Source organism: Actinosynnema sp. NPDC037264 (genome assembly GCF_055603705.1).
Genome location: NZ_JBVJVK010000019.1, coordinates 51,644 through 76,234, shown reverse-complemented (window position 1 = coordinate 76,234; position 24,591 = coordinate 51,644). Strand labels below are relative to the sequence as shown.

Genomic DNA, 24,591 nt, shown 5'->3' with positions numbered 1-24,591 from the left:
GCGCCCGTCAGCTCGGAAGCGCCGCGCGGCCGGCGGGCGTGGCGCCCGCCAGCTCGGCGACCAGCGCCACCGCGACCTCGGCCGCCCTCTCGCCGCCGGGGTGCGCCGCGCTCGCGTACATGCCCTCGATCACGAGCCAGATCCGGTCCGCCAGCAGGTCCGGCCGCTCGGCGCCCATCCGCTCGGCCAGCTCGGCGATGTGCCCCCGCACGTCCGCCAGGTGGTCGGCGGCGAACCCGCCCACCCGGTGGTCCGGGAACTCGGTGAAGCAGTTGCGGAAGGCGCAGCCGCGGTAGTCGGGCTCCCGCACCTGGCGGGCCGCCAGCTCCGCGATCGCCACCAGCTGGGCCGCCGGGTCGCCTGCCAAGGGCGCCGTGACCTCCTCGACCTGCGCCAGCCAGGTCGCGCGCAACCCCGACAGGTGGGCGAGCACCAGGTCGTCCTTGCTCGGGAACTCGCGGTAGAGCAGGTTCTTGCCGCAGCCGCACTCGTCGACGATCCGCTGCATGCCGACCGCCCGCACGCCGTGCGCGGTGAAGAGCCTGGCCGCCGTGTCGAGGATGCGGTCCCGGGTGTCCGGTGCCGGCTGTCGCGCCATCGCTGCCTCCCACGCCCGAGCTTAGCGGACCGTTCGGTCCGACCTGCTTGACGCGACGCCGCAGCCGGTCCAAGATTACCGGACCGATCGGTCCCGGACTGATCGGTCCGTTCAGCGAGGGGATTCTCACGATGTCGGCACCCGGCGTGCTCGTGTTCGGCTCCACCGGCAGGACCGGTGGGGCGGTGGTCGACCGACTGCTCGACGCGCACCGGGCCGGTGAGGTGCGGCTGATCGCGGCGGTCCGCCGCGCCGAGGCCGCGCCGGCGTTCGAGGCACGGGGGATCGAGGCTCGCCTCGTCGACCTCGACTCGGCCGAGCGGCACGGGTCGGCCCTGGTCGTCGCGGCGCTGCGCGACGTGCGAAGGGTGTTCCTGGCGACCGGGTACGACGTGCGGATGGTGAACCAGGCGAAGGCGGCGATCGACGCGGCCCGGCTGTCGGGCGTCGACCACGTCGTCCACCTCGGCGTGCACGCGGAGCCGGACACCACGATCGTGCACTTCGGCTGGCACCAGGTGGTGGAGGCCTACCTGGAGCGGTCCGGGCTCGGGTACACGAACCTCCACCCGACCTCGTTCATGCAGAACCTCCTGATGCCGGCGATGAGCGACGCGGGATCGGCCGTGCTCACCCACTACGTCGGCGACGCCGCGACCAGCTGGGTCGACACCGAGGACGTCGCGGAGGTCGCGTCGGTCGTGCTGCGGTCGCCCGCGGACCACGTGGGCCGCAGCTACGGGCTGGGCACGGAGACCGCCACGATCGGCGGGATCGCCGCCGCGCTCTCGGACGTGACCGGCCGCGACTGGAGGTACGAGCCGAGGGAGCCGGCTGAGTTCTTCGCGGCGATGACGGCGGCCGGCGCGGACCCCCTCTACATGGCCTGCGTCCGCACGGTCTTCGAACGGACCAGGGAGGGTTCGCTGCCGGAGGCCGCGGCCACGTTCGACACGGTCGAGCGGATCACCGGGCGACCGGGCGCCTCGCTGCGGGACTTCCTCGAACGCCACCGCGCGCACTTCGCGCCGGCGGCCCCCTGAACCCCGGGCCAGGCGACGACGCCGCCTGGCCCGGGGCCGGTTTCAGCTCGCGGGCACCGTGTCGACGTGGTCCACGCCGGACGTGCGGTAGCCGGCGACGCGGGACTGCACCTGGGCCGGGCTGAGCACCTGGTCCTTGGCGAAGTACACGTAGTCCACGTGCTGCTGGTACGCGCGGTCGCCGGGCGCGCCCGCCAGGCCGCCGGAGATGAACCACAGGTTGAAGTTGAGCGACATCGGGGTCTCCGGGTAGTACTTGTCACCGTGGTCGGCCACCTGCGCGCCGTCGATGAAGTACTTCACCCGGCCGCCGGACACCTGGATCACCAGGTCGTGCCAGCCGGCGTAGCTCTGCCGCTGTTCGGTGTGGACGTTGTCGGCGATCCAGGGCTCGTTCTGGTAGGTCTCCCAGGTCGTCTCGTACATGATGTTGGCCGGCTCGCCCCACCCGCCGTTGGGCAGGTACTCGAAGTCCAGCTCGCCGTAGTTCGGGTCCAGGTTGCTGTTCAGCGGCGTGATGGTGAAGAACGTCTGCACCACGTGGTCGCCGTCGGGGCCGTAGACCGGCGCGTCGGAGAACTTCACCCGCGCCGCGTACGTGCCCTCGAAGAACTTCCGCTGGTGGTACAGCTCGGTCTGCCGCGCGGACGAGCCGTTGTTGGACGACTCCAGCCGCATCGACTTCTGGCCGTCCACGGTCGGGAACGTCACCATCGCCGGGTCCCACACCGCGCCCGGCACGCCGGGCCCGCCGCCACCGGAGCGGACCGTCCAGCCGCGCTGGGAGATCCGCGAGTCGCCGGAGCCCGTGTAGTTGAAGTCGTCGAACAACGCCGGGCCGTTCGGGTTCGGCGGGTTCGTCGTCGTGGTGGTCGTGGTGGGACCGGTGCCGCCGGGAGAAGTGCCCCACAGCAGGGTCGCGCCCCGGTGCACGGTCACCTTCGACCACGCCGAGTAGGTGCTCGCCGAGCGGAACGAGTAGTCGTCGGACTGGGTGATCGGCCCCCAGTTCGACCGGTAGAACCGCAGTTGCAGGTCACCGCTGTCGGCGCCGGGCGCGAGCGAGCCCGCGCCCGAGGTGAACCCGACCTCCAGGTACCGGTCGGCCGGACCGCCGGTCAGCGTGCCGAACGTGCCGGTGACGTTGCCGCACCCGCGCACCGCCCACGAGCACGCGAAGCGGTAGCCGACGTCCGGCGTCTCGCTCTTGAAGTAGTAGCGGACCTTCAACTCGCTCAGCGGCACGGTCGTGCCGCCGGTGTTGACCAGCTTCAACCACGGTTCGACCTGGTCGGTCGTCGCACCGGACGCGCTGGTCCGGTACTGGGCGGTGACCACGTCGGCGGCCAACGCCATCGGGGCGGCCACCAGCGCGGCGACGGACACCGCGGCGGCTCCGATCGCGGCGATCATGCGTGCGTGCACTTCGGTTCTCTCCTCAAGTCAGCAGGGTGGGACAGGGGAGCGGGCGTCGTCCTCCTTCCTCGACAGGGGCACGGACAGCGCGCTCAGGCGGCCGGTGTGCGCGCGCATCCGTTCGGTGAAGTCGGTCCAGGACGGGCGTTGCGCCCAGAGCGTGTCGGCCAGCGCCGCCAGCCGGGGGTACGCGAGCCGTTCCAGGTGGTGCGCGGTCGGCACGTACTCCGTCCACAGCGCGCACTGGGCGCCGAGCACGCCGTCCGGCAGCGGCAGGTCGTAGACGTCCCGCGCGGTCACCACCAGGCCCGGTTGCCCGGCGGGCTCGTCGGGGTCGGCGGACTGCGGGTAGTCCAGGTAGGTCGACCGGTGCGGCGTCATCACCACGTCGTGCCCGAGGTCCAACGCGGTCCGCGCGTCCGCCGCGTCACGCCACGGCATCACCACCACGCGCGGGTCCCCGATCGGCTCCCACGACACCGGCACCCGCCCGCGCCCCGCCACGTGGTCGGCCATCGCGCGCAGGAACCAGCCGTGCAGCTCGTGCGGCCCGGCCAGCCCTTCCCGCCGGACCCGCCGTGACGCGCCGGGGCTGGACTCCCACTCCGAGGTCGGGCACTCGTCGCCGCCGAGGTGCACGTGCCGGCCGGGGAACACCTCGATCACCTCGTCCAGCACGTCCCGGCAGAACTCCAGCACGGCGTCGTCCACGCCGAACACCTCGTCGCTGACGCCCCACCGCGTCCAGACCGGCAACCGCCGCCGGGGGAAGTTGCCCAGGTGCGGGTAGGCGGCGAGCGCGGCGCGGGCGTGACCGGGCATCTCGATCTCCGGCACGATCCGGATGCCGCGTTCGTCGGCGTAGGACACCAGCCCGGCCAGCTCCGCGCGCGTGTACGAACCACCGTGCGGCACGCCGTCGCCCATGCTCTCCGCGCGCCACCCGCCGACCGTGGTCAACCGCGGGTGGCGCGGCACCGGCATCCGCCAGCCCTGGTCGTCGGTCAGGTGCAGGTGCAGCACGTTCAGCTTGTGCACCGCCATCAGGTCGACGAACCGGCGCACCACGCCGACCGGCTGGAAGTGCCGCGCCACGTCCAGCAGCACACCCCGCCACGGCAGCCGCGGCGAGTCACGGACGTCCACGCCGGGCACCGTCCAGTCCACACCGGACACCGGCCGCGAGCCCAGCGCCGTGGGCGACACCAGCTGCCGGATCGTCTGCACGCCGTGCGCCAGCCCGTGGCGCGTCGCCGCGCGCAACACCACCGCGTGCTCGTTCACGGTCAGCGCGTAGCCCTCGTCGCCGAGCCCGACCAGCCGCTCGTCCAACGCGAGCACGACCCGGCCGTCCTCGTGCAGCGGCAACGGCAGGCCGGTCGCCGGGCGCAGCAGCGCGCGCAGCAGCCGGGCCGCGCCCCGGGCGCCGGGCGTGGCCCGGATCGCCGTGTCGCGGTCGAGCGCGAACCGGCCGTGCCGCCGGATCAGCCGGGTCGGTCGTGGCACGATCACGAGTACCTCCAACGAACGTCAGCCCTTGACCGCGCCGCCGACGATCCCGGTGGTCACCCGGCCCTGGAGCACGAGGAACACCACCAGCACCGGCAGCATGAACAGCGTCGAGGCGGCCATGGTCGCGCCCCAGTCCGTGCCGAACGTGTTGCTGAACGACGAGAGCCACACGGGCAGCGTGCGGTCGTCCTGGTCCTTGATGATCAGCACGTTGGCGAAGGCGAACTCGTTCCACGCGGTGATGAACCCGAACAGCGAGGTCGCCAGCAGACCCGGCGCGAGCAGCGGGAACACCACCCGCCGGAACGCCTGCGCACGCGAGCACCCGTCCACCAGCGCCGCCTCCTCCAGGTCGACCGGGATGGCGGCGAGGAACCCGCGCAGCGTCACGACGGTGAACGGCAGCGTGATCATGAAGTAGACCAGCGTGAGCATCCAGAGCGTGTCGAGCATCCCGGTGTCCCGCGCGATCACGTAGATCGGGATGAGCAGCGCCTCCCACGGCGTCATCTGCGCGACGAACACCATCAGGATGAACCCGCGCCGCCCCTTCCACCGCAGCCGTGCCACCGCGAACGCCGCCAGAAGCGCCACCACCAGCGACAGCAGCACCGCGCCGCCGGCGACGAGGACGCTGTTGCGCCAAAACGACCAGAACCCCTGCGCCGACACCGCCGTGCCGAAGTGCTCGACCGTCAACGACAGCGGCAGGAACGTCGGCGTTTCCGCCTGGATGTCGCGCGTGGGCTTGAACGCCGTCAGCACCATCCAGTACACCGGGAACACCGACACCACGAACACGACCACCGCCGCGACACCGCGCAGCACCCGGCCCGTCACGAGGCCTCCTCCTGCCGGTACATCTGCCGGAAGTACGCCAGCAGCACCAGCACGAGCAGCAGCACCATGAGCATCGACACCGCCGCGCCGAGGTCGTAGCGCTGCAACGACTGCGCGACCTGGAACGCGTACACCGGCAACGTCGTGGTCGCCTGCCCCGGCCCGCCCTGGGAGATGACCCAGATCTGCACGAACGCCTTGACCACCCAGATCACTTCCAGGCACGTGATCAGGCCGAACATGGCCCGCAGCATCGGGAACGTGATGGCGGCGAACACCCGCCACGCACCCGCGCCGTCCATCCGCGCCGCCTCGTACAGCTCCGACGGGATCGTCACCATCGCCGCGTACAGCGACAGCGCCGCGAACGGCACGGACTGCCACACGATCAGCGCCACCAGGATGGCGAACGTGGCGGGACCGTCGGCGAACCACGTGTAGTCGCGGTAGCCCTCGAACCCCAGTCCGACCAACGCCCAGTTGACCACCCCGAGCCGGGACTGGAACAGCCACTGGAACACGGTGGTCGCCGCGATCACCGGCGTCGCCCACACCAGCACGAGCCCGGACATCACCAGCAGCCGCGTCCACTTCCCGAGCCGCACCAGCAGCAGGGCGACCAGGGTGGACAGCACCATGATCAGCACGACGTTGATCGCGGTGAACACCAGCGTCCGCCGCACGACGGCCCAGAACTCCGGATCCGCCAGCACCCGCGCGTAGTTCGCCGGGCCGACGAACCGCGCGTTCCCGCGCACCAGCTGTGGCAGGCCGAACTCCTGCACCGAGATGACCACGTTGCGCACCAGCGGGTACAGCAGCAGGAACCCGGTGGCCAGCACGGTCGGCGCGATCAGCAGGTAGGGCCACCAGGACGTGCGGCGGCGGCGCGGCGGGGGAGGGGACGGTGGCGGGCGGCGCTCGACCGCCCGCGTCAACGTCGTCGTCATCGCTAGGCGCCCGAGTTGAGCGCCTGGGTGATGACCTCGTCCGCCTCGGCCGCGGCGGACGCCGGATCGGCGCCGGTCAGCACGGCGGTCAGGAACTCCTTGATCGGGTTGCGCGCCTCGACCGCCGCCCAGTTCGGCGAGTTCGGCGTGGCGCGCCCGTTGACCGCGCCGGCCGCCATCGCCGCCGCGCCGGGGTCGTCGCCGACCGCGTCCGCGAGCGACGTCCGGTTCGGCACGTAGTTCATCGCCTTGGCCAGCTCGACCTGCCACTTCTCCCCGGCCAGCGCCTTGACCACGGCGTACGCGCCGTCCTGGCGGGTCGAGGCGAGCGGGATGATCAGGTCCGAGCCGCCGGTGAACACCGCGCCCGGCGTGGCCGCGGTCTTGCCGGGGATGGGGAAGAAGCCGAGCTGGTCGGCCAGCGCGGGGTTGGCCTTGGCGACGAGCTTCGCCGCGCCGGGCACCGCGATGAACTGCGCGACCTGGCCGCCCGCGACCACGTCGGTCTGCTGCGGCTTGGCCTCGTCGGAGTCCTTCGGCCCGTCGCCCAGCGCCTGCAACCGCCGGTAGAAGTCCGCGCCCGCGAGCGCCTGCGGCGTGTTCAGCGAGCCGGACCACCGGCCGCCGTCCTGCTTGGCGAGGTCGCCGCCCTCGTCCCAGACGAAGCCGGACAGCACGTACCAGTTCTGGCCGGGCAGGTAGATGCCCTGCGTGTCGCCCTGGTCCAGCTTCTGGGTGGCGGCCAGCCACTCGTCCCGGGTCTTCGGCGGCGTCACGCCGGCCGCCTCGAACAGGTCCTTGCGGTAGATGACGACCCGGTTGGCCGCGTAGAACGGGATCCCGAACTGCTTGCCGCCCACCGCGCCCGGCTCGGCGAGGCCGGGGATCCAGTCGTCGCCGCCGAGCTCGCCGACCTTGCCGGACAGGTCGGTGACGCCGTCGCTGGACGCGTACTGGGCGACCTGCGTGTTGCCGACCTCGATCACGTCGGGCGGGTCGGTGCTGGCCAGCGCGCTGGTCACCTTCTGCGTGATGCCGTTCCACTCCTGGATCTGGATCTTCAGGTCGAGCTCGGGGTGGTCGCGCTCGAACTCGGTCTCGAAGCGGCTGACGAGGTCGTCGGTGGCCGTGTCCTTCATCAGCCAGACGGTGATCTCCTGCTTGCCGCCGGACGCGCCCGGATCGGAACCGCAGGCGGACAGGGCGAGCGACGACGCGAGGACGAAGGCGACGGAGCGGTTCGGCACGTCTCACCTCTCATCTGACCAATTGGTAAACCCGCTGGAGCCACCCGAAGATGGCATAGACCAATGTGACAGTCAACACCCAGTTCACAGCGGTGAGAGCGCTCTCGATCTTGAAGATTATCGACCTGACCACTGGTCTGACATACTGGTCCACGACCGGCAAGACGAAGCGAGGCTGCATGGCCGAACCGATCCTCAAGCGCGAACGGGTGCGCGACTACCTGCTCGAACTCATCGAGACGCACCCGCCCGGCGCGCCCATCCCGGCCGAACGGGTGCTGTGCGCCCAGCTGTCGGTGTCGCGGCCCACGCTCCGCTCGGCGGTGGACGAACTGGTCAACACCGGCCTGCTGATCCGCCAGCACGGCCGCGGCACGTTCGTCGCGCCCGCCAAGATCACCCAGGAGCTGGTGTCGGCCGACCGCGCGATGACCGTGCCGCAGGCGGGCGGCGCGTGGACCAGCCGGGTGCTGGAGCACGCCCGCATCCCGGCCGGCGCCCGGGTCGGCCGCAGGCTGCGCGTGTCGCCGGCTGCCGAGATCACCTACATCGCCCGGCTGCGGCTGGTCGACGGCGCGCCGATGGCGATCGAGTACCTGCACGTCCCGGTGGCCGTCGCGCCCGGCCTCACGGTGGCGGACATGGAGTCCGGCAACTTCTACGACCGCCTCGCCGACCACGGCGTGCACGTCAGCGACGCGGTGCAGTCCATCGAGCCGACGGTCACCAACGACGCCGAGTCGGAACTGCTCGGCGTGCCGGTGTTCGCGCCCGCCTTGCTGTTCGAGCGGCTGACCAACGACACCACCGGCCGTCCCGTCGAGTACGTGCACTCGCTGTACCGCGGCGACCGCTACCGGATCGTCTCGAAGCTGTCGCTCGCACCGTCCGCGCCCACGCCCGGCGCGCGGACCGGCCACCACCCCGGCATCCCGCCCGGCGACCTGTCCTCCGGCCAGGTCCGCTCGGCCACCACCGGTGACGTCCAGTAGCCCCCGGTGCTCTCCCCTGCGGACGGTCGCCCGTGCTGCCAGGATGGGCCCGCCCGTACGACCTTCGAGGAGGACACGGTGACCTCTCGACTCAACCCGTACATCAGCTTCGCGGGCAACGCGCGCGAGGCGATGGAGTTCTACGAATCGGTCTTCGGCGGCACGCTGCGGCTCAACACGTTCGGCGAGTACGGCCAGGCCGACGCGCCGGAGGCGGAGAAGATCATGCACGGCATGCTCGAGACGCCGAGCGGCTACACGCTGATGGGCGCCGACACCCCGCCCGGGATGCCGCACAACCCCGGCGACAACATCACCGTCAGCCTCAGCGGCGACGACGCCGACGAGCTGCGCGGCTACTTCGAGAAGCTGTCCGACGGCGGCGCGGTCACCGTGCCGCTGGAGAAGCAGATGTGGGGCGACGAGTTCGGCTCCTGCCAGGACCGGTTCGGCATCTTCTGGATGGTCAACATCAGCGGCACGTGAGCCGGCCCGCCGCCCCCGGGCGACTCAGCGGCGGACCGGCGAGGTCAGCCGGCCGTCCACGATCTCGACCACCTGGTCGACCCCGGCCAGGTGCGCCCGGTCGTGCGTGACCAGCACGGTGGCGGTGCCGCGGCGGTGGGTGAGGGTGGTCAGCAGCTCGATGACCGCCGCGCCGCGCTCGTGGTCCAGTGCGCTCGTGGGTTCGTCCACCAGCAGCACGGCCGGGTCGTTCATCAGCGCGCGGGCGATGTTGAGCCGCTGCCGCTGCCCGCCGGAGCACTGGTGGGGGCGGCGTCCGGCCAGGTCGGCCAGCCCGACGGCGGCCAGCAGCTCACGGGCCCGGCCGCGGGCGGACCGCGGTGGCCGGCCGTCGAGGTGCGCCATGACCTCCAGCTGCTCGGACGCGGTCAGCGACGCGATCAGGTTGGGCTGCTGGAAGACGATCCCGATCTTCTCCCGCCGCAACGCGGTCGTCCCGGCCCGGGACAGGCCGGTCGCGGTCGTGCCGTCCACCACGACCTCGCCGGAGTCCGGGGTGACCAGGGCGGCGGCGACCGCGAGCAGGCTCGACTTGCCGGAACCGGACGGTCCGACGAGAGCGGTCACGGTGCTGGCGGGCACGTGGAGGTCGACGTGGTCGACGGCGGTGAGGCGGGTGTCGCCGTCGGGGTAGGTGAGGACGATGTCGGTCAGCCGCAGGCTCATGCGCGTGGTCCGGGTTCGGTGAGGTGTGGGATCAGCGGGTGGACAGGGCGGTCAGCGGGTCGACCGCGGTGATGCGCCGCACCGACAGCGCCGCGCCGAGCGCGCCGAGCGCGATCGTCACCAGTGCCGGCACGAGCACGGTCGAGGTGTCGAGCACGAACGGCACCGCGTCCCCGGCGGCGGCGCCGATGGCGGCGGCGAGGCCCGCGCCGAGCGCGGTGCCGCCGGTCAGCAGCACGAGCGCCTGCCCGAGCGCGTCGCGCAGCAGGTAGCCGGTGGTGGCGCCGAGCGCCTTGAGCACCGCGATGTCACCGGAGCGCTGGATGGTCCACACGGTGAAGAACGCCCCGATGACCAGGGCCGAGATCGCGAACAGGAACGCGCGCATCAGTTCCAGGGACCCGTTCTCCGAGGTGAACGAGCCGATGGCGGACAACGCGTCGGCGCGGGCGAGGGTCGTGGTGCCCGCGGCGGAGTCGGCGGCGGCGACGTCGACGTCACCGGTGGTGCTCAGCGCGATCACGGTCGCGTGCCCGCCGTCACCGGGCACGAGGTGCTGCCAATCGTCCAGGACGGTCCACACCACGGGGGTGTGGCTGTAGGCGGCGTCGCCCGCGACCGCGGCGACCGTGAGCCGGACGTCGGCCACGGTGAGGGTGTCGCCGGGCTCGACGCCCAGCTCCCGTGCGGCGCCGGTGGACAGCACGGCGTGCCCGGTCGTGAGCCTCCCTCCGTCCGGCGCCAGGGGCGAGCCGGTCCGCACGCCGAACGCCGAGACGGCGGCGGTCGCCCCTGTCCCGCCGGTGGCCCGGGTCGTGGTGACGCCGAGCGGTTCGGCCGAGGTGACACCGGGCACCCGCGCCCACAGCCGCCACTGCTCCTCCGACACCGCGGAGTCGGTGAACGACGGAGACTCGCCTGCGGCTGGTGCGGCGAAGGCCAGCCGCTCGGCGGGCAGCCCGGTGATCGCCGACGTGCTGTCGCCGGCCAGGCCCGCGGTGAGCCCGGACAACAGCCCCACCAGCAGGGTCATCAGCACCACGACGGTTCCCATCAGGGCGAATCGGCCCTTGGCGAACCGGAGATCCCTCCACGCGACGAACACGGTGTCGGCCTGCCATTCCTCGGACGTCCGGGACCTCCGCCCGGCTCGGTTCCCACCCTCGCGGGCCGCGCGGGCGGGGTCATCGCACCGGAGCACGCTTCGGCGGCGTCGAAGTGCGGAGCCGAAGTCGAACTTTCGGTTGATGCCGTCGCCGCCGCGGTCGTTAGCCTGGAGGCGTTGTGGAACCGCACACCCTGACCTGGCCGCTGCGGGTGCTGCGCGTGTGCCTGCACCTGCTGATGGCGGGGCTGCTGGTGCTCGCCGCGGTGCGCGCCGCCGCTTCGGGGCTGCCGCGGGCGGGTTCGGTGGTCGCCGTCACCGCGGTGCTGGCCGCCGTCTACGCGGCCGGTCCGGCGCTGCCCGGGGTGACGCGGTCGGCCAAGGCCGCCGCCGGGTGGTTGGCGGTGCTGGTCGCGGTGTGGGTGGTGCTGCTGGTGCTGACGCCGGACGGGATCTGGGTCGCGTTCCCCCTGTTCTTCCTCCAGCTGCACCTGCTGCCGACCCGGTGGGGCCTGACCGCCGTCGCGGTCACCACGGTGCTGGCCGTCACGGGGTTCGCCTGGCACCAGCACGCGCTCACCGCCGCCGCCGTGATCGGGCCGACGCTGGGTGCTGCGGTGGCGGTCGCGACCGTGCTCGGCTACCAGGCCCTGTACGCCGAGAGCGAGCAGCGCCGCCGGCTGATCGAGCAGCTCACCGCGGCGCGGGCCGACCTGGCCGAGGCGGAGCACTCGGCCGGGGTGCTGGCGGAGCGGGAACGGCTCGCCCGCGAGATCCACGACACCCTCGCCCAAGGGCTGTCCAGCATCCAGCTGCTGCTGCGCGCCGCCGAACGGGCCTTGCCCGGACGGGCGGAGACGGCGGCCGGGCACGTGCGACTGGCCAGGGAGGAGACGCAGCGCAACCTCGCCGAGGCACGCCGGTTCGTGCAGGCGCTGACCCCGCCCGACCTCGACGGAGGGTCGCTCGTGGCGGCGTTGCGGAGGCTGTGCGCGACCACCGCGGCGAACTCGGGGGTGGCGGTCCACTTCCACCTCGACGGCGAGCCGGGGGCGTTGCCCGTGCCCGACGAGGTGGCGTTGCTGCGGATCGCGCAGTCGGCGCTGGCGAACACGGTCCGGCACGCGCGCGCGAGCCGGGCCGAGGTCACCCTGTCCTACATGGACACCGGGGTCGCGCTGGACGTCGTGGACGACGGAGTGGGCTTCGACCCGGCCTCGCAGCCGCTCCCCGGCGGTGTCGGCGGCGGGTTCGGGTTGACCGCGATGCGCGCGCGGGTGCGGGCGCTCGGCGGCACGCTCAGCGTCGAGTCCGCACCCGGTCGCGGCACCGCGGTGGGAGTCGGGTTCGACCACGTCGAGCGGGACGGCGGGCCCCGGCCATGAGCACGACGATCCGGCTGCTGCTCGCCGACGACCACCCGGTCGTGCGCGCGGGCTGCGCGCGGTGCTCGCCACCGAGGCCGATTTCGAGGTGGTCGCCGAGGCCCGCACTGCCGAGCAGGCCGTGCGGCTGGCCGCCGAGACCGGCGTGGACGTGGTGCTGATGGACCTCCAGTTCGGCTCCGGCATGCACGGCGCCGAGGCCACGGCGGCGATCACCGCCGTGCCGGGCGCACCGCGGGTGCTCGTGCTGACCACCTACGGCAGCGACGCCGACATCGTCGCCGCGATCGAGGCGGGCGCCACGGGCTACCTGCTCAAGGACGCCGCGCCGGAGGAGTTGGCCGCGGCCGTCCGCACCGCCGCGGCGGGCGGTTCCGCGTTGGCGCCCGACGTCGCCCACCGGCTGATGAACCGGCTGCGCGCACCGGGCTCGGCGTTGTCGGCCCGGGAGATCGAGGTGCTCGGCCTGGTCGCGGGCGGCCTGTCGAACGCCGAGATCGCGAGCAGGCTCTTCCTCAGCCAGGCCACGGTCAAGTCGCACCTGGTGCACGTCTACGGCAAGCTCGGCGTGGACTCCCGCACCGCCGCCGTCGCGACCGCGTACGACCGGGGGTTGCTCCGCCGGCCCTGAGCGGCCCGAACGGTGGCCTGCGCTGCCCGGTGCTTCGCGGTGCCGGTCACCGCACCTGGTGCGGCGCCGACCCGCCGCACTCGTACGATCGCCACGTGACAGGTGGAGGCAGGCGGTGACCGGGCTCGGCGAGCTGGAACGGGCCGCGATGGACGTCCTGTGGGACCGCGACGAGCCGGTCGCGGTGCGGGACGTCGTCCGCGCGCTCGCCGACCGCGACCTCGCCTACACGACCGTGATGACGGTGCTGAACCGGTTGGCGAAGAAGGGTTTCGTCCGCCGCGAGGCAGGCGAGGGCCGTGCCTGGTACTACACGCCGGTGGCCAGCCGCGAGCAGTACGTCGCGCGGCTGATGCTCGACGCGTTGTCGTTGACCGGCGACCGGGAGACGGCCCTGGCGCACTTCGCGCAGTCGATGACCGCACCCGAGGCGGAGGCGCTGAGCCAGGCGTTGGACGAGCGGTGAACGCCGCGCTGCACCTCGCGGCGACGTTCGTGCTGTGCGTGGCGGTGGCGGGACCGCTCGCCCGCGCCCGGTGGGTGTGGCGGGCGCCGCGCACCGGGATCCTGCTGTGGCAGCTGCTCGGCCTGTCGTGGGCGCTGTCCGCGGTCGGGCTGCTGCTCGCCCTCGGCCTCGCGCCCTACGACGCGCCCATCCCGGTGGCGTTGGGGCGGTGGGTGGACGACGCGGTGCGCGGCGACGTGACACCGCTCGCCGTGCTGGTCGTGCTCGGCCTGCTGTCCGCGTTGGACCTGGCGATCGGGCTGCTGTGGACGTGGGGCTCGGTGCTGCGGGTGCGGCGGCGGCACCGCGACGTGCTGGCACTCGTGGCCCGCCGTGACGACGCCGCGCCCGGCGCGTTCGTGCTCGACCACCCGCACGTGGTCGCCTACTGCGTGCCCGGCGCGCGGTCGGCCGTCGTGCTCAGCTCGGGCGCGCTGACCGCGTTGACCCGCGACCAGGTGGACGCCGTGCTCGGCCACGAGCACGCGCACGGGCGCGAGCGGCACGACCTGGTGCTGCTGCCGTTCAGCGCGTTGTGCTCGGTGCTGCCGAGGGTCCGCCTGGTGCGGTCGGTGGCGCGGGCGGTGGCGTTGCTGGTGGAGATGCGGGCCGACGAGAGCGCGAGCCTGCGCCACGGCGCCCAGCCCCTCGCCGCGGCACTGCGCAGGTTCGGCTCGGCGCGTCCGCCTGAGGGCGCCCTCGGCGCGGCCGACGTCGCGGTGGCGGCACGGCTGGTCCGACTGGCCGGGCTGCCACCGCTGCCCACCGCCCTGCGGTGGTCCGCCCTGGTCGGCGGCCTGGTGCTGGTCTCGACCCCGCTGAGCTTCCTGGTCCGGTGACCCTCTCCGACATCTACTACAACGCGTAGTGCTACGTTGCGTAGTAGTCCGCTCGGAGGGGTTTGTCGATGATCCAAGTCCTGGCGACCGCGTTGACGGTCGTCGCGTTGGCCGCCGCGGCCTGGGCGCTGGTGCTGGCCGTGCTCGACCACCCGATCACGTTGCGCACCAGGCCGACGCTCGGGTTGGCGGTGGTCGTCCTGCTGCTGGAGGCGGGCCTGCTGGTGCAGGCCGCGGCCGGGGTGGTGGCGATGCTCGGCTCGGACCGGGAGCTGGACCGGGCGACGTTCGTCGGCTACCTGGTCGGCGTGGCGGTCGTGCTGCCGCTCGGCGCGGTGTGGTCGGTGGCTGAGCGGTCCCGGTGGGGCGCTGGCGTGCTGACCGTGACCTGCCTGAGCGTGCCGGTGATGATCCTGCGGCTCGACCAGTTGTGGGCCGGCCATGGGTGACCGCCTCGCCGTGCCCGCCCTGCTCAGCGACTGGCTGTTCACCAGCGCGTTCGGCGTCTACATGCTCGCCGCCCTGCTCTGCTCTGCCGAGTACGCCCTGACCCGGCACGCGGCGAACCCGCCCGCGTTCGCCGTGCGGCTGGGGCGTTCGGGTGTCGCGTTGACCGTCCTGGGTGGACTGCTGCACCTGGGGTCGGTGGTGCTGCGCGGTGTGGCGACCGGCCGGGTGCCGTGGGGCAACATGTACGAGTACCTGTCGGCGGTCGGGTTGATCGCCGTCGTCGCGTGGCTGTACCTCGTGTCGCGGTACGACCTGCGCCGGATGTCGGTGTTCGTGCTGCTGCCGATCGCGTCGCTGCTGTTCGTGGCGGGCAACCGGCTCTACGCCGAGGCCGCGCCGCTCGTGCCGCCGCTGCGCTCGTACTGGATCATCATCCACGTCGCCGCGGCGATCATGGCCAGTGGCGTGTTCCTGCTGTCCGGCGTGGTCAGCGCACTGCACCTGGTCGGCTCGGGCGAGTTCGCCAGGAAGGGCGAGCCGAGCCGCCGGCTGCCGCCCGTCGAGCACCTGGACAAGATCGCCTACCGCACCGGCGCGGTCGGGTTCCTGGCCCTGACGTTCGCGATCGTCACCGGCGCGGTGTGGGCCGAGCAGGCGTGGGGCCGGTTCTGGGGGTGGGACCCGAAGGAGACGGTCGCCTTCGTCTCATGGGTCTGCTACGCCGCCTACCTGCACGCGCGGGCCACGGCGGGCTGGCGTGGCCGGCGCTCGGCGTGGCTCAACGTCATCGGCATGGTCGTGGTGCTGTTCAACCTGTTCTTCGTCAACCTGGTCGCGGTCGGCCTGCACTCCTACGCGGGCGTCGACTGAGCCGGACGGCGGAAGGCGGAGCGGTAGGCGTGGGGGTTGGTGCCGACGACCCGCTTGAACCGGTCCCGGAACGCGGTGGGCGAACCGAAGCCGACCCGTGCCGCGATCCGGTCCACCGGGTGGTCGGTGGCCTCCAGCAGGTGCTGCGCGCGGCGGATGCGCGTGCGGTGCAGCCACTGCAACGGCGTGGTGCCGGTCTGCTCGCGGAAGCGGCGGTTGAGGGTGCGGGTGCTCATGCCCGCGTGCGCGGCGATGTCGGCCAGGCCGAGGTCGCGCGCGCAGTTGTCCTCCATCCACCGCAGCACGGGTTCGAGCACGGAGCCGCGGGTCGTCGGCGGCTGCTCGTGCACGATGAACTGCGCCTGGCCGCCTTCGCGCTCCAGCGGCATCACCGACAGGCGGGCGGCGTCGGCGGCCACCGCGGAACCGTGGTCCTGGCGGATCAGGTGCAGGCACAGGTCCAGTCCGGCGGCGGCGCCGGCCGACGTGAGCAGCCGCCCGTTGTCGACGTAGAGGACGTCCGGGTCGACCTCGATCTCCGGGTGGCGTGCGGCCAGCGCGCCGGCCGCCGACCAGTGGGTCGTGGCACGCAGCCCGTCGAGCAGGCCGGTGGCCGCGAGGACGAACGCCCCGGCGCAGATCGACGCGAGCCGCGCGCCACTCGCGGCGGCGTTCCGGAGGGCGTCGAGCACCTCGTCCGGGATCGGCGCGGTCGCGTCGGCGCAGCCGGGCACGATCACGGTGTCCGCGTCGGCCAGCGCGTCCAGGCCCCACGGCGGCTGGAGGGTGAACGCGCCCGCGTCGACCGTCGGCGTGGCGCCGCAGACCAGCACGCGGTAGGCGGGCTCGCCGTCGGGCAGGCGGGTGCGGGTGAACACCTCGATCGGCGTGGACAGGTCGAACGGGACGACGTGGTCGAGGGCGAGGACGGCCACCGTGCGCATGGTGGCACCGTAGCGCCGGCCGGTGCGACCCCGGCGAACCACTTCGGGGCGGTTAGACGTCCGCCAGGCGGAGGCGTTCGGCCGACTGCGCGCGGACGGCGTCACCCGACACCGGAACGCTGCCGTGCAGTGCCTCCCAACGGGCGTTGTGCGCCGCCTGCCAGAGGCTCGCCGCCCACGCGACCTCCAGCTCCTCCGCGGTGAACCGGCGTCCCCGGCGGTCCTGGTAGGCGTCCAGGAACGCGGCGGAGCTCTCGACCGGGGCCAGCGTCGGCGGCGAGGCGTGCACGAACGAGCCGCACGCCGCACCCACCAGCGCCGCCTCCGGCTGCCACGCCAGGCTGTCCCAGTCGTGCACGGCCCACACCTCCCCGTCCCGCCAGCGGAGGTTCTGCCCCTCGTAGTCGGCGTGCCCCAGCACGCGCGGCAGGTCGGCGGCCAGGAGCCGCTTGCGCACCCGGGCCGCCGTGTCGACGACGTGCTCGGGCACGGCGGTCTGGTCCCGGTCGTCCAGCAGGGGGATCGCCGGCCACAGCCCCGGATCCGTGTGGTCCCACCGCGCCCAGCGCGGGTTCGGCAGCGGCGGCGGGACGGTCGCGCCGGCCAGGTCGGCCATCAGCCGGGCGAACACCTCCGCGTAGCGCACGGCGACGTCCGGCGAGTCGCCCGCCAGCGGCTCACCGCCGGGCAGGTACTCCTCGGCGTGCACCGCGAGCGTGCCGACGGTGTCCGCGGGCGTGAGCGGCCGGGCGCACGGGAAACCCCGCCCCGCCAGCCATGCCTGCGCGGCGACGCACGACGCGGCACGGCCCTCGTCCTCGCGCGCCTTCACCACGACGTCCCGCCCACCGGCCAACCGCAGCCCGAACACCGTCGACATCTGCCGCACCGCGAACAGCACGTCCACCGGCTCGTCGCCCAACCGGTCCGCGCACCAGGCCGGCAACCAGTCCGGCAGGCCGTCCGACATCACGACGACCACTGTGCCAGGCGGGGGCTTGCCCGCGTGTCCTGGATCACCTACCGTCGAGTAAAGATGAAGACGTTTCGCGTATGGCGAACCGGATCGGGTCGGGGAGTGCGGATGCGGGTCTCGCGACGGTCGTTGGCGGCAACGGCGCTGGTCGGCGCGCTGGTCGTGGTGGGGCTGCCGGTCGCGGACGCCGCGCCGCAGCCGTACCTGGTCGGCCGGGGCATCTCCGACGTCACCGGCCCCGCCGCCGAGAACGGGATGATGGGCTACTCGGCGTTCGACCAGAAGACCACCGGCATCCACCAGCGGCAGCGCTCACGCGCGTACGTCGTGGTAGACCAGGCCACCGGCAAGCGCGTCGCGTACGTCAACGCGGACCTGGCGATGATCTTCCGGGCGGTGCAGGAAGCGGTGCTGGCCAAGCTTCAGGCCCGGTACGGCTCGCTCTACACCCGCGAGAACGTGCTGTTGTCCGCCACCCACACGCACGCCGGGCCCGGCGGCTACTCGCACAACCTCGCCTACAACCTGTCGATCCTGGGCATGCAGCCGCAGACGCTGGCCGCGATCACCGACGGCATCACGGAGTCGGTCGTGCGCGCCCACGAAGACCTCAAACCCGGTGAGCTGACCCTGGGGCGCGGCGAGCTGACCGACGCCAGCGTGAACCGCTCCCGGGTCGCGTTCGAGCGCAACCCCGACAAGGGCCACTTCCCGCAGGCGATCGACCCCGCCTTGACGGTGCTGAAGTTCCGCCAGAACGGCGCGGACGTCGGCGCGATCAGCTGGTTCGCCACCCACAACACGTCGATGACCAACAAGAACACGCTGATCAGCCCGGACAACAAGGGCTACGCCTCCTACCAGTGGGAGCACGACGACCGGGGCGTGCGGTACCTGGAGGACCGGCCCGGGTTCGTCGCCGCGTTCCCCAACACCAACGCGGGCGACATGTCGCCGAACCTGAACCTGCGCCCCGGCTCCGGCCCGACCGAGGACGAGGTGGAGAACACCCGGATCATCGGCGAGCGGCAGAACCGCAAGGCGCAGCAGGTCTTCGCGGGCCCGCAGACGCCGGTCACCGGCGCGGTGGACTACCGGATGCGGTTCGTGGACATGGCCGCGGTGACCGTCGACGGCCGCTACACCACCGACGGGCGACCGGGCACCACGTGCCCCGGCGTGGTCGGCGCGTCCACCATGGCGGGCAGCGTCGAGGACGGCCCGGCGATCCCCGGCTTCAGCGAGGGCATGACCAGCCCGTGGAAGGCGCTGTTCGAGCCCTTGGACGTCGAGGTGCCGCAGTGGCTGCGGGACTGCCAGTACCCGAAGGCGTCGCTGGTGCCGACCGGCCTGGTGCAGGCCACGCCGAACGTGCTGCCGCTGCAGATCGTGAAGATCGGGCCGCTGCACCTGGTCGCCGTGCCCGGCGAGGTGACGATCGTGGCCGGCCTGCGGATCCGGCGCGCGGTGGCCGCCGAGGCGGGCGTGCCGCTGGAGAACGTGCTGGTGCAGGGCTACGCCAACGACTACAGCCAGTACGTGACCACCCCGGAGGAGTACGACCTCCAGCAGTACGAGGGCGGCTCGACCCTGTTCGGCCGCAACACCCTGCCCGCCTACCAGCAGGAGTTCGCCGCGCTCGCCGCGTCGCTGCGCGCCGGCACGCCGCTCGCGCCCGGCCCCACGCCCACCAAGCCGCCGTTCACCGAGCTCAACCTCCAGACCGGAGTGGTGTTCGACGACAAGGCCCCGTGGCACTCCTTCGGCCAGGTGCTGACCCAACCCGCCACCGCCTACGCCCGCGGCCAGACCGCCACGGCGGTGTTCGTGACCGGGCACCCGAAGAACAACCTCCGCCGCAACGGCACGTTCCTGGAGGTGCAGCGCCTCGTCGACGGCACCTGGACCAGGCACGCGGACGACGGCGACTGGTCCACCCGCTACCGCTGGCAGCGTGACGGCGTGGCCAACTCGAACGCCACGGTCACGTGGACGATCCCGGCCGACACCCCCTCGGGCACTTACCGCATCGTCCACCGCGGCGACTGGAAGAGCGGCTGGACCGGCGCGATCACCCCGTTCAGCGGCGCCACGAGGACGTTCACCGTCAGCTAGCCCTCGCGGTCCAGGGGGCCCCACGTCGTGGCGGCATGCTCCTCGACCAGGCGCTCGCACTCCGTGAGCACGTCATCCGTGATCCACCCGATCGGGTGGCGGCATTCCACCAGGGGCTCGTTGTCCGGGCCGCGACCGACCTCGGTGCCCTCCAGGATCCACGGTCGGGTGCCCGGCCCGCGGCGTTCCCGCAGGTGGCGGTAGTCGTGCAGGCGCCGGGCCACCCAGAGCCGCAGGGGTCTGTCGCCCCACCAGGGTTCGACCGCCAGCGCGTTGGCGGACAGGCCGGGCAGCCGCACGCCGCTCAACCCGTCCCGGCTGCGCCGGTCGCTGTCCGCCTCCGGGCCGCGCGACCAGCGCACGTACAGCCCGCGGGCGGGCGCGCGGTCCTCGACCAGGGCGACCAGGTCGGCGAGATCGGTGAAGGTGCGCATGCGCCGGGGTTACCGCGGGGACGGAGGTTCGAACACGGAATGCCCGGGTATCAGCTAGAGCATGACGGAAGCGACCACGACCGCCCGCCACTCGCTGTGGTCCGAGGCGATACCGCACGGCCGGTTCCCGGCGCTCACCGGCGAGACGGCGGTGGACGTGGCGGTGGTCGGCGGTGGCATCACGGGTATCACCACGGCGTTGCTGCTCAAGCGCGCGGGCCTGCGGGTCGTGGTGGTGGAGGCCGACCGGGTCGGCAGCGGCGTCAGCGGCAACAACACCGCCAAGGTGACCGCCCTGCAGTCCACTGTGTACTCGACCATCGAGCGCAAGCACAACGCCGAGGCCGCGGCCGACTACGCCTCCGGCAACGCCGCCGCCGTCGACCGGGTCGCCGCGCTGGTGTCCGAGGTGGGGATCGACTGCGACCTGCGCCGGATGCCCGCCTACACGTTCGCGTTCGACGAGCAGGGCCTCGACGCGGTCGAGAAGGAGGCCGAGGCCGCCGTGAAGGCGGGATTGCCGGTGTCGCGCGACCGCGGCGAGCTGATGGGCGTGCCGTTCCCGGTCGCGGGCGCGGTGCGGCTGGACGACCAGCTGGCGATCCACCCGGTGAAGTACGTGCGCGGCCTCGCGAAGGCCGTGGACGGCGACGGGTCGCGGGTCTACGAGGCGAGCCGGGTGCTCCGCATCGAGGACGGCACGCCGTGCCGCGTTCACACCGAGGAGGGCACCGTCGTCGCCGAACGCGTGGTGATCGCCACGCACTACCCGATCCTGGACCGCGGCCTGTACTTCGCGCGGCTGGAGCCGGTGCGCTCCTACTGCGTCGCGATCCGGTTGGCGTCGGGCACACCGCCGACGGGCCTGGGCATCAGCGCGGGCGGCACCACGTGGTCGCTGGCGAGGTCCGGCGACCTGCTGATCGTCGCCGGGCGCAGCCACGCCGCCGGCACGTCGCCGGGCGAGCCGTACGAGGAGCTGACCAAGTTCGCCGCCGAGCACTGGGACATCGCCGAGGTCACCCACCGCTGGTCCGCGCAGGACCCGACGTCCTACGACAACCTGCCGATGATCGGCCCCTACGTCCCGGGCTCGTCCACCTTGTACGGCGCGACCGGGTTCATGAAGTGGGGCCTGAGCAACGGCACCATGGCCGCGGAACTGCTGACCGACCTGATCGTGGGCCGGGAGAACCCGCTGGCGTCGCGGTTCAGCCCGCACCGGCTGACCCTGGGCGCCACGCCGAAGCTGGCGGCGCTGAACGCGAAGGTGGCCGTCGACCTGGTCGGCGACCGGCTGAAGTCCGCCGAGGTCGACTCGGTCGCGGACGTGCCGGTCGGCGAGGCGCGGGTGGTGCGCGACGGCACGGGCAAGGCCGGGGTGTACCGCGACGAGGCGGGCGGCGTGCACGGCGTGTCCCTGCGCTGCACGCACCTGGGCTGCCTGGTGCGGTTCAACCCCGCCGAACGCAGCTGGGACTGCCCGTGCCACGGGTCCCGGTTCGACGTGGACGGCGCCGTGCTGGAAGGCCCGGCGACCAAGCCGCTGCCGCGCCGCGATCCCGCCTGATGACGGTGGGCGTCGAGGAGGAGTTCCTCCTCGTGGACCCGTCGACGCGCCGTCCCGCGGCACGGGCGGCGGACGTGCTGGCACGCGTGCGCGACCTGCCGCCGGGCGCGAAGGCCCACCTGGAACTCAGCGCCGTGCAGGTGGAGTTCGCCACCGGGGTGTGCGGCGACCTGGACGAGCTGCGCGAGCAGCTGGCGGCCGGTCGGCGTGAGTGGGCCGACGCGGCTCACGCCGAGGGGTTGTGGCTGGTCGCGTCGGGGTCGCCGCCGTTGGCCGACCCACGGCCGGCGTTGAGCGCGGGGGAGAGGTTCGAGCGGGTCGGGTCGACCTACCGCGCCCAGGTGGAGGGCTACCAGTGCTGCGGCTGTCACGTGCACGTCGGCGTGCCGGACCGGGAAACGGCCGTGCACGTGGTCAACCACCTGCGGCGATGGCTGCCGACGCTGCTGGCGCTCGGCGGCAACTCGCCGTTCGACCGGGATCGCGACACCGGCTACGCGAGTTGGCGGATGATGGACCAGGCGCGGTTCCCCGGCTCGGGCGTGCCGCCGTTCTGCCGCACGGCCGCCGAGCACGACGCGAGCGTGGCCCGACTGGTGGCCAGTGGCGCGCTGGTGGACGCGAGCCAGACGTTCTGGCTGGCCAGGCCGTCACCGCGGTACCCGACCGTCGAGGTCCGGGCCGCCGACACCGCGGCCACGGTGGACGACGCCGTGCTCCAAGCGGGCCTGACCAGGGCACTCGTCGACACGGCCCGCACCGCGGGAGCCGCGCCCGAGCTGGACGACCAGGTGCTGGCGGCGGCCGTGTGGTCGGCGGCGCGGCACGGGCTGTCCGGCCCGGGGGTCGACCCGGTCACCGCACGTCAGGTGCCCGCCGTCGAGCTGGTGGAGGCGTTGCTGGAGCACGTGTCCGACGCGCTGGGCGACGACCGCGACCTCGTCCGCGCACTGGTGCGCGACGTGCTCGACCGGGGAACGGGCGCGCAACGGCAGCTGAGGGCGGGATCACCCGAGGCCGCCGTGGAGATGCTCGCGTGCACCCCGACCGGAGCGGGTAGTCCACGGTCATGACCACTGTGGACCCTGCCCTCGACCGAGCGGTGCTGCCCGCGCCGCGCGGCCCCCTGTCCGCCGCCGTCCTGGACGCCCTGCGCGGCGACCCGCCGGCGGCCGGCCTGCCGTCGCACGTGTCGGCCGAACCGTACGGCGAAGACCTGCAACTGGCCCTGCACGTGTGCTACGAGCTGCACTACCAGGGCTTCGCGGACGTGTCGGACGCCTGGGAGTGGGACCCGGGGCTGTTGGGCTTCCGCGCCAAGTTGGAACAGGTGTTCCTGGACGCGCTGCGGGCCGACGTGCCCGGTGGCGAGGACATCGGCGGTGTGCTGGACGAGCTGCTGGTGGAGCCGGTCGACGGCGCGGGCGTGAGCCACTTCCTCAAGGACGAGGGGGAGTGGTGGCACATGCGCGAGTACCTGGCGTTGCGCTCGATCTACCACCTGAAGGAGGCGGACCCGCACGCGTGGGTGATCCCGCGCCTGCGCGGTGCGGCGAAGGCGGCGCTGGTGGCCGTCGAGTTCGACGAGTTCGGTGGCGGGCGCGGCGACCGCATGCACTCGCGGTTGTTCGCCGACCTGCTCGCGGGCGCCGGGCTGGACAACGGCTACCTGCGGTACCTGGAGCACGCTCCCGCGGTGATGCTGGCGACGGTCAACCTGATGTCGTTGTGCGGGCTGCACCGGTCGTTGCGCGGCGCGCTGGTGGGGCACTTCGCCGCCGCCGAGATCACCACCGCGCCCAGCGCCACCCGCATGGCGAAGGCGTTGGCACGGCTGGACGCGCACCCGGACTGCGTGGAGTTCTTCACCGAGCACATCGAGGCGGACGCGGTGCACGAGCAGGTGATGCGGCGGGACGTGATCGGCGACCTGCTGGCCCGCGAGCCCGAGCTGACCGCGTCGGTGGTGTTCGGCGTGCAGGCCACGGAACTGCTCGAACAACGGCTCGGCGACCACCTGCTCGGCGCGTGGGAAGAGGGGCAGACGGCGTTGCGCCTGCCCCTCTGAAGCACATCGGTCAACGTCGTTTGCGGTGGCTCGTGTCGCACAGCGGGTAACGCTTGCTGCGGCGGCACGCGCACACCGCGACGACGAACCGGTCCGAGCACACCACCTCGCCGTCCTCCAGCCGCAGTTCGACCGGTCCCTCCACCAGGATCGGCCCACCGGGCACGACCGTCACCACCCGGGCGTCACGCGGCGTCGGCACGGATCACCACCAGTTCCTCGTGCTCCTGGCCGTGGTCGATGAGCCCGCGCCGGGCCAACCACTCCGCCCGCCCGCGCATCACCGGCCCGAACGCGACCGTGCGGCGGGCCACCACCGACGCCTTCAGGCCACCGCCGCGCAACTGCCTCAGGGTGACGTCCGGATCGCACAGCCCGGAGTGCACCACGAGCCCCATGCCCTTGTCCGCCAACAACAACGGCATCACCGCGCACAGCCGGTCGAGCACGGAACGGCCGTTCGCACCGGCGTCCCAGGCGCGCGCGGGCCCGCGGTCCGGCAAGCCCTCGCTGGGGACGTACGGCGGGTTGGCCGTGATCACGTCGTACTCGCCGTCCCCGACCAGGTCGCCGAAGTCGCCGTGCCGCACGCGCACCGACGTGCCGCGCAACCGGGCGTTGACCCAGGCGGCGAGCAAGGCGCGTCTGCTCACGTCCACCACCGTGATCTCACGTGCGCCCGCCAGTTTCGACGCGACCGCGAGCGCGCCGGTGCCGGTGCACACGTCGAGCACCCGGCCGCCACTCGGTATGCCGGCCTCCGCCAAGGCCTCGGCCATCAACCACGTGTCTTCCTGGGGCCGGTAGACGCCCGGCGGCCTCAACAACCACATAGGACTGTTATTCCCGGCCCCTGCGTCGACAAACGGGGAGGTATGGACCGCTCGAAACGGGGAATCCCAGTGACCCG

The 24,591-nt window shown here is 72.9% G+C and carries 25 protein-coding genes and 1 pseudogene; 13 read left to right on the top strand and 13 right to left on the bottom strand.

The genetic code is table 11. The features are described from left to right. Positions 1 to 7 precede the first annotated feature (7 nt). Complete coding sequence (locus ACZ7GX_RS21955) at positions 8 to 598, bottom strand: TetR/AcrR family transcriptional regulator (protein WP_498779035.1); 591 nt, start codon at positions 596 to 598, stop codon at positions 8 to 10. Positions 599 to 729: 131 nt separating this feature from the next. Here ACZ7GX_RS21955 and ACZ7GX_RS21950 point away from each other — a divergent pair, with 131 nt between their 5' ends. Continuing rightward, positions 730 to 1,641 (top strand): NmrA family NAD(P)-binding protein, encoded by a 912-nt coding sequence (locus ACZ7GX_RS21950; RefSeq protein ID WP_498779034.1) that lies wholly within the window; start codon positions 730 to 732, stop codon positions 1,639 to 1,641. 42 nt (positions 1,642 to 1,683) lie between these two features. Here ACZ7GX_RS21950 and ACZ7GX_RS21945 read toward each other — a convergent pair whose 3' ends face one another. From ACZ7GX_RS21945 to ACZ7GX_RS21925, 5 genes are read right to left on the bottom strand one after another with little or no spacing between them, the layout of a single operon-like run. After that, entirely contained in the window at positions 1,684 to 3,066 is a 1,383-nt protein-coding gene (locus tag ACZ7GX_RS21945) for a cellulose binding domain-containing protein (protein WP_498779033.1), read from the bottom strand. Between the two features lie 18 nt (positions 3,067 to 3,084). Next, positions 3,085 to 4,569: a beta-N-acetylhexosaminidase gene (locus ACZ7GX_RS21940; protein ID WP_498779031.1), complete on the bottom strand. Its 1,485-nt coding sequence runs from the start codon at positions 4,567 to 4,569 to the stop codon at positions 3,085 to 3,087. 18 nt (positions 4,570 to 4,587) lie between these two features. Next, complete coding sequence (locus ACZ7GX_RS21935; protein WP_498779029.1) at positions 4,588 to 5,409, bottom strand: carbohydrate ABC transporter permease; 822 nt, start codon at positions 5,407 to 5,409, stop codon at positions 4,588 to 4,590. After that, positions 5,406 to 6,359, bottom strand: coding sequence for a carbohydrate ABC transporter permease (locus ACZ7GX_RS21930; protein ID WP_498779028.1), 954 nt, complete (start codon positions 6,357 to 6,359; stop codon positions 5,406 to 5,408). Before ACZ7GX_RS21930 ends, ACZ7GX_RS21935 begins: the two co-directional genes overlap by 4 nt. Before the next feature lie 2 nt (positions 6,360 to 6,361). Continuing rightward, entirely contained in the window at positions 6,362 to 7,606 is a 1,245-nt protein-coding gene (locus tag ACZ7GX_RS21925) for an extracellular solute-binding protein (protein ID WP_498779026.1), read from the bottom strand. A 179-nt stretch (positions 7,607 to 7,785) separates the two neighbouring features. Here ACZ7GX_RS21925 and ACZ7GX_RS21920 point away from each other — a divergent pair, with 179 nt between their 5' ends. Together ACZ7GX_RS21920 and ACZ7GX_RS21915 are read left to right on the top strand one after the other, a co-directional pair. Further along, a complete protein-coding gene (locus tag ACZ7GX_RS21920; protein ID WP_230568466.1) occupies positions 7,786 to 8,598 on the top strand; it encodes a GntR family transcriptional regulator in 813 nt (270 codons plus the stop codon). A 78-nt stretch (positions 8,599 to 8,676) separates the two neighbouring features. Further along, positions 8,677 to 9,084, top strand: a complete 408-nt coding sequence (locus ACZ7GX_RS21915; protein WP_498779025.1) for a VOC family protein — start codon at positions 8,677 to 8,679, stop codon at positions 9,082 to 9,084. Between the two features lie 24 nt (positions 9,085 to 9,108). Here ACZ7GX_RS21915 and ACZ7GX_RS21910 read toward each other — a convergent pair whose 3' ends face one another. After that, positions 9,109 to 9,789: an ABC transporter ATP-binding protein gene (locus ACZ7GX_RS21910; RefSeq protein WP_498779024.1), complete on the bottom strand. Its 681-nt coding sequence runs from the start codon at positions 9,787 to 9,789 to the stop codon at positions 9,109 to 9,111. A gap of 31 nt (positions 9,790 to 9,820) precedes the next feature. Next, on the bottom strand, positions 9,821 to 10,894 hold the full coding sequence (locus tag ACZ7GX_RS21905) for an ABC transporter permease (protein WP_498779022.1): 1,074 nt from the start codon (positions 10,892 to 10,894) through the stop codon (positions 9,821 to 9,823). 179 nt (positions 10,895 to 11,073) lie between these two features. On the opposite strand from ACZ7GX_RS21905, the gene ACZ7GX_RS21900 reads away from it, so the two are divergent. From ACZ7GX_RS21900 to ccsB, 6 genes and pseudogenes are all read left to right on the top strand, one after another. Next, positions 11,074 to 12,279, top strand: a complete 1,206-nt coding sequence (locus ACZ7GX_RS21900) for a sensor histidine kinase (protein WP_498779021.1) — start codon at positions 11,074 to 11,076, stop codon at positions 12,277 to 12,279. Further along, positions 12,276 to 12,910 (top strand): annotated as a pseudogene (locus ACZ7GX_RS21895) (response regulator). The gene ACZ7GX_RS21900 and the pseudogene ACZ7GX_RS21895 overlap by 4 nt, the downstream one beginning before the upstream one ends. 148 nt (positions 12,911 to 13,058) lie before the next feature. After that, complete coding sequence (locus ACZ7GX_RS21890; protein WP_230568554.1) at positions 13,059 to 13,376, top strand: BlaI/MecI/CopY family transcriptional regulator; 318 nt, start codon at positions 13,059 to 13,061, stop codon at positions 13,374 to 13,376. Next, on the top strand, positions 13,373 to 14,254 hold the full coding sequence (locus ACZ7GX_RS21885; RefSeq protein WP_498779019.1) for a M56 family metallopeptidase: 882 nt from the start codon (positions 13,373 to 13,375) through the stop codon (positions 14,252 to 14,254). The genes ACZ7GX_RS21890 and ACZ7GX_RS21885 overlap by 4 nt, the downstream gene beginning before the upstream one ends. A gap of 68 nt (positions 14,255 to 14,322) precedes the next feature. Continuing rightward, the gene (locus ACZ7GX_RS21880; RefSeq protein ID WP_498779017.1) at positions 14,323 to 14,703 is read left to right on the top strand and encodes a hypothetical protein; all 381 of its coding nucleotides are present in this window, start codon (positions 14,323 to 14,325) and stop codon (positions 14,701 to 14,703) included. Beyond that, on the top strand, positions 14,696 to 15,574 hold the full coding sequence (ccsB, locus tag ACZ7GX_RS21875) for a c-type cytochrome biogenesis protein CcsB (protein ID WP_498779015.1): 879 nt from the start codon (positions 14,696 to 14,698) through the stop codon (positions 15,572 to 15,574). The genes ACZ7GX_RS21880 and ccsB overlap by 8 nt, the downstream gene beginning before the upstream one ends. Here ccsB and ACZ7GX_RS21870 read toward each other — a convergent pair. After that, positions 15,556 to 16,518 (bottom strand): GlxA family transcriptional regulator, encoded by a 963-nt coding sequence (locus ACZ7GX_RS21870; protein WP_498779013.1) that lies wholly within the window; start codon positions 16,516 to 16,518, stop codon positions 15,556 to 15,558. The genes ccsB and ACZ7GX_RS21870 overlap by 19 nt on opposite strands. 52 nt (positions 16,519 to 16,570) lie before the next feature. Next, positions 16,571 to 17,491, bottom strand: coding sequence for a phosphotransferase enzyme family protein (locus ACZ7GX_RS21865; RefSeq protein WP_498779011.1), 921 nt, complete (start codon positions 17,489 to 17,491; stop codon positions 16,571 to 16,573). 111 nt (positions 17,492 to 17,602) lie between these two features. Between ACZ7GX_RS21865 and ACZ7GX_RS21860 the strand changes: the two genes are divergently transcribed. Further along, the gene (locus tag ACZ7GX_RS21860) at positions 17,603 to 19,609 is read left to right on the top strand and encodes a neutral/alkaline ceramidase (protein ID WP_498779009.1); all 2,007 of its coding nucleotides are present in this window, start codon (positions 17,603 to 17,605) and stop codon (positions 19,607 to 19,609) included. Here the strand turns inward: ACZ7GX_RS21860 and ACZ7GX_RS21855 are convergent. After that, positions 19,606 to 20,043: a DUF6098 family protein gene (locus ACZ7GX_RS21855; protein WP_498779007.1), complete on the bottom strand. Its 438-nt coding sequence runs from the start codon at positions 20,041 to 20,043 to the stop codon at positions 19,606 to 19,608. The two genes, ACZ7GX_RS21860 and ACZ7GX_RS21855, sit on opposite strands and share 4 nt — an antisense overlap. Before the next feature lie 61 nt (positions 20,044 to 20,104). Here ACZ7GX_RS21855 and ACZ7GX_RS21850 point away from each other — a divergent pair, with 61 nt between their 5' ends. From ACZ7GX_RS21850 to ACZ7GX_RS21840, 3 genes are read left to right on the top strand one after another with little or no spacing between them, the layout of a single operon-like run. Next, positions 20,105 to 21,613, top strand: coding sequence for an FAD-dependent oxidoreductase (locus tag ACZ7GX_RS21850; protein ID WP_498779006.1), 1,509 nt, complete (start codon positions 20,105 to 20,107; stop codon positions 21,611 to 21,613). After that, the gene (locus ACZ7GX_RS21845; RefSeq protein WP_498779004.1) at positions 21,613 to 22,686 is read left to right on the top strand and encodes a carboxylate-amine ligase; all 1,074 of its coding nucleotides are present in this window, start codon (positions 21,613 to 21,615) and stop codon (positions 22,684 to 22,686) included. Before ACZ7GX_RS21850 ends, ACZ7GX_RS21845 begins: the two co-directional genes overlap by 1 nt. Then, positions 22,683 to 23,681, top strand: coding sequence for an iron-containing redox enzyme family protein (locus ACZ7GX_RS21840; RefSeq protein ID WP_498779002.1), 999 nt, complete (start codon positions 22,683 to 22,685; stop codon positions 23,679 to 23,681). The genes ACZ7GX_RS21845 and ACZ7GX_RS21840 overlap by 4 nt, the downstream gene beginning before the upstream one ends. A gap of 10 nt (positions 23,682 to 23,691) precedes the next feature. Here the strand turns inward: ACZ7GX_RS21840 and ACZ7GX_RS21835 are convergent, their stop codons facing one another. Then, positions 23,692 to 23,883 carry a CDGSH iron-sulfur domain-containing protein gene (locus ACZ7GX_RS21835; protein WP_498779001.1) on the bottom strand — a complete coding sequence of 64 codons (192 nt, stop codon included), beginning with the start codon at positions 23,881 to 23,883 and terminating at the stop codon, positions 23,692 to 23,694. Beyond that, positions 23,867 to 24,514, bottom strand: a complete 648-nt coding sequence (locus tag ACZ7GX_RS21830) for a HemK2/MTQ2 family protein methyltransferase (RefSeq protein WP_498779000.1) — start codon at positions 24,512 to 24,514, stop codon at positions 23,867 to 23,869. Before ACZ7GX_RS21830 ends, ACZ7GX_RS21835 begins: the two co-directional genes overlap by 17 nt. Between the last annotated feature and the right edge of the window lie 77 nt (positions 24,515 to 24,591).

What these genes read in the sequence shown, in the direction of transcription:
- ACZ7GX_RS21920 (WP_230568466.1), top strand. Translation starts at nt 7,786, where the DNA reads ATGGCCGAACCGATCCTCAAGCGCGAACGGGTGCGCGACTACCTGCTC.
- ACZ7GX_RS21880 (WP_498779017.1), top strand. Translation starts at nt 14,323, where the DNA reads ATGATCCAAGTCCTGGCGACCGCGTTGACGGTCGTCGCGTTGGCCGCC.
- ACZ7GX_RS21845 (WP_498779004.1), top strand. Translation starts at nt 21,613, where the DNA reads ATGACGGTGGGCGTCGAGGAGGAGTTCCTCCTCGTGGACCCGTCGACG.
- ACZ7GX_RS21950 (WP_498779034.1), top strand. Translation starts at nt 730, where the DNA reads ATGTCGGCACCCGGCGTGCTCGTGTTCGGCTCCACCGGCAGGACCGGT.
- ACZ7GX_RS21890 (WP_230568554.1), top strand. Translation starts at nt 13,059, where the DNA reads ATGGACGTCCTGTGGGACCGCGACGAGCCGGTCGCGGTGCGGGACGTC.
- ACZ7GX_RS21850 (WP_498779006.1), top strand. Translation starts at nt 20,105, where the DNA reads ATGACGGAAGCGACCACGACCGCCCGCCACTCGCTGTGGTCCGAGGCG.
- ACZ7GX_RS21830 (WP_498779000.1), bottom strand. Translation starts at nt 24,514, where the DNA reads ATGTGGTTGTTGAGGCCGCCGGGCGTCTACCGGCCCCAGGAAGACACG.
- ACZ7GX_RS21930 (WP_498779028.1), bottom strand. Translation starts at nt 6,359, where the DNA reads ATGACGACGACGTTGACGCGGGCGGTCGAGCGCCGCCCGCCACCGTCC.
- ACZ7GX_RS21855 (WP_498779007.1), bottom strand. Translation starts at nt 20,043, where the DNA reads ATGCGCACCTTCACCGATCTCGCCGACCTGGTCGCCCTGGTCGAGGAC.
- ccsB (WP_498779015.1), top strand. Translation starts at nt 14,696, where the DNA reads ATGGGTGACCGCCTCGCCGTGCCCGCCCTGCTCAGCGACTGGCTGTTC.
- ACZ7GX_RS21955 (WP_498779035.1), bottom strand. Translation starts at nt 598, where the DNA reads ATGGCGCGACAGCCGGCACCGGACACCCGGGACCGCATCCTCGACACG.
- ACZ7GX_RS21860 (WP_498779009.1), top strand. Translation starts at nt 17,603, where the DNA reads ATGCGGGTCTCGCGACGGTCGTTGGCGGCAACGGCGCTGGTCGGCGCG.
- ACZ7GX_RS21870 (WP_498779013.1), bottom strand. Translation starts at nt 16,518, where the DNA reads ATGCGCACGGTGGCCGTCCTCGCCCTCGACCACGTCGTCCCGTTCGAC.
- ACZ7GX_RS21840 (WP_498779002.1), top strand. Translation starts at nt 22,683, where the DNA reads ATGACCACTGTGGACCCTGCCCTCGACCGAGCGGTGCTGCCCGCGCCG.
- ACZ7GX_RS21910 (WP_498779024.1), bottom strand. Translation starts at nt 9,789, where the DNA reads ATGAGCCTGCGGCTGACCGACATCGTCCTCACCTACCCCGACGGCGAC.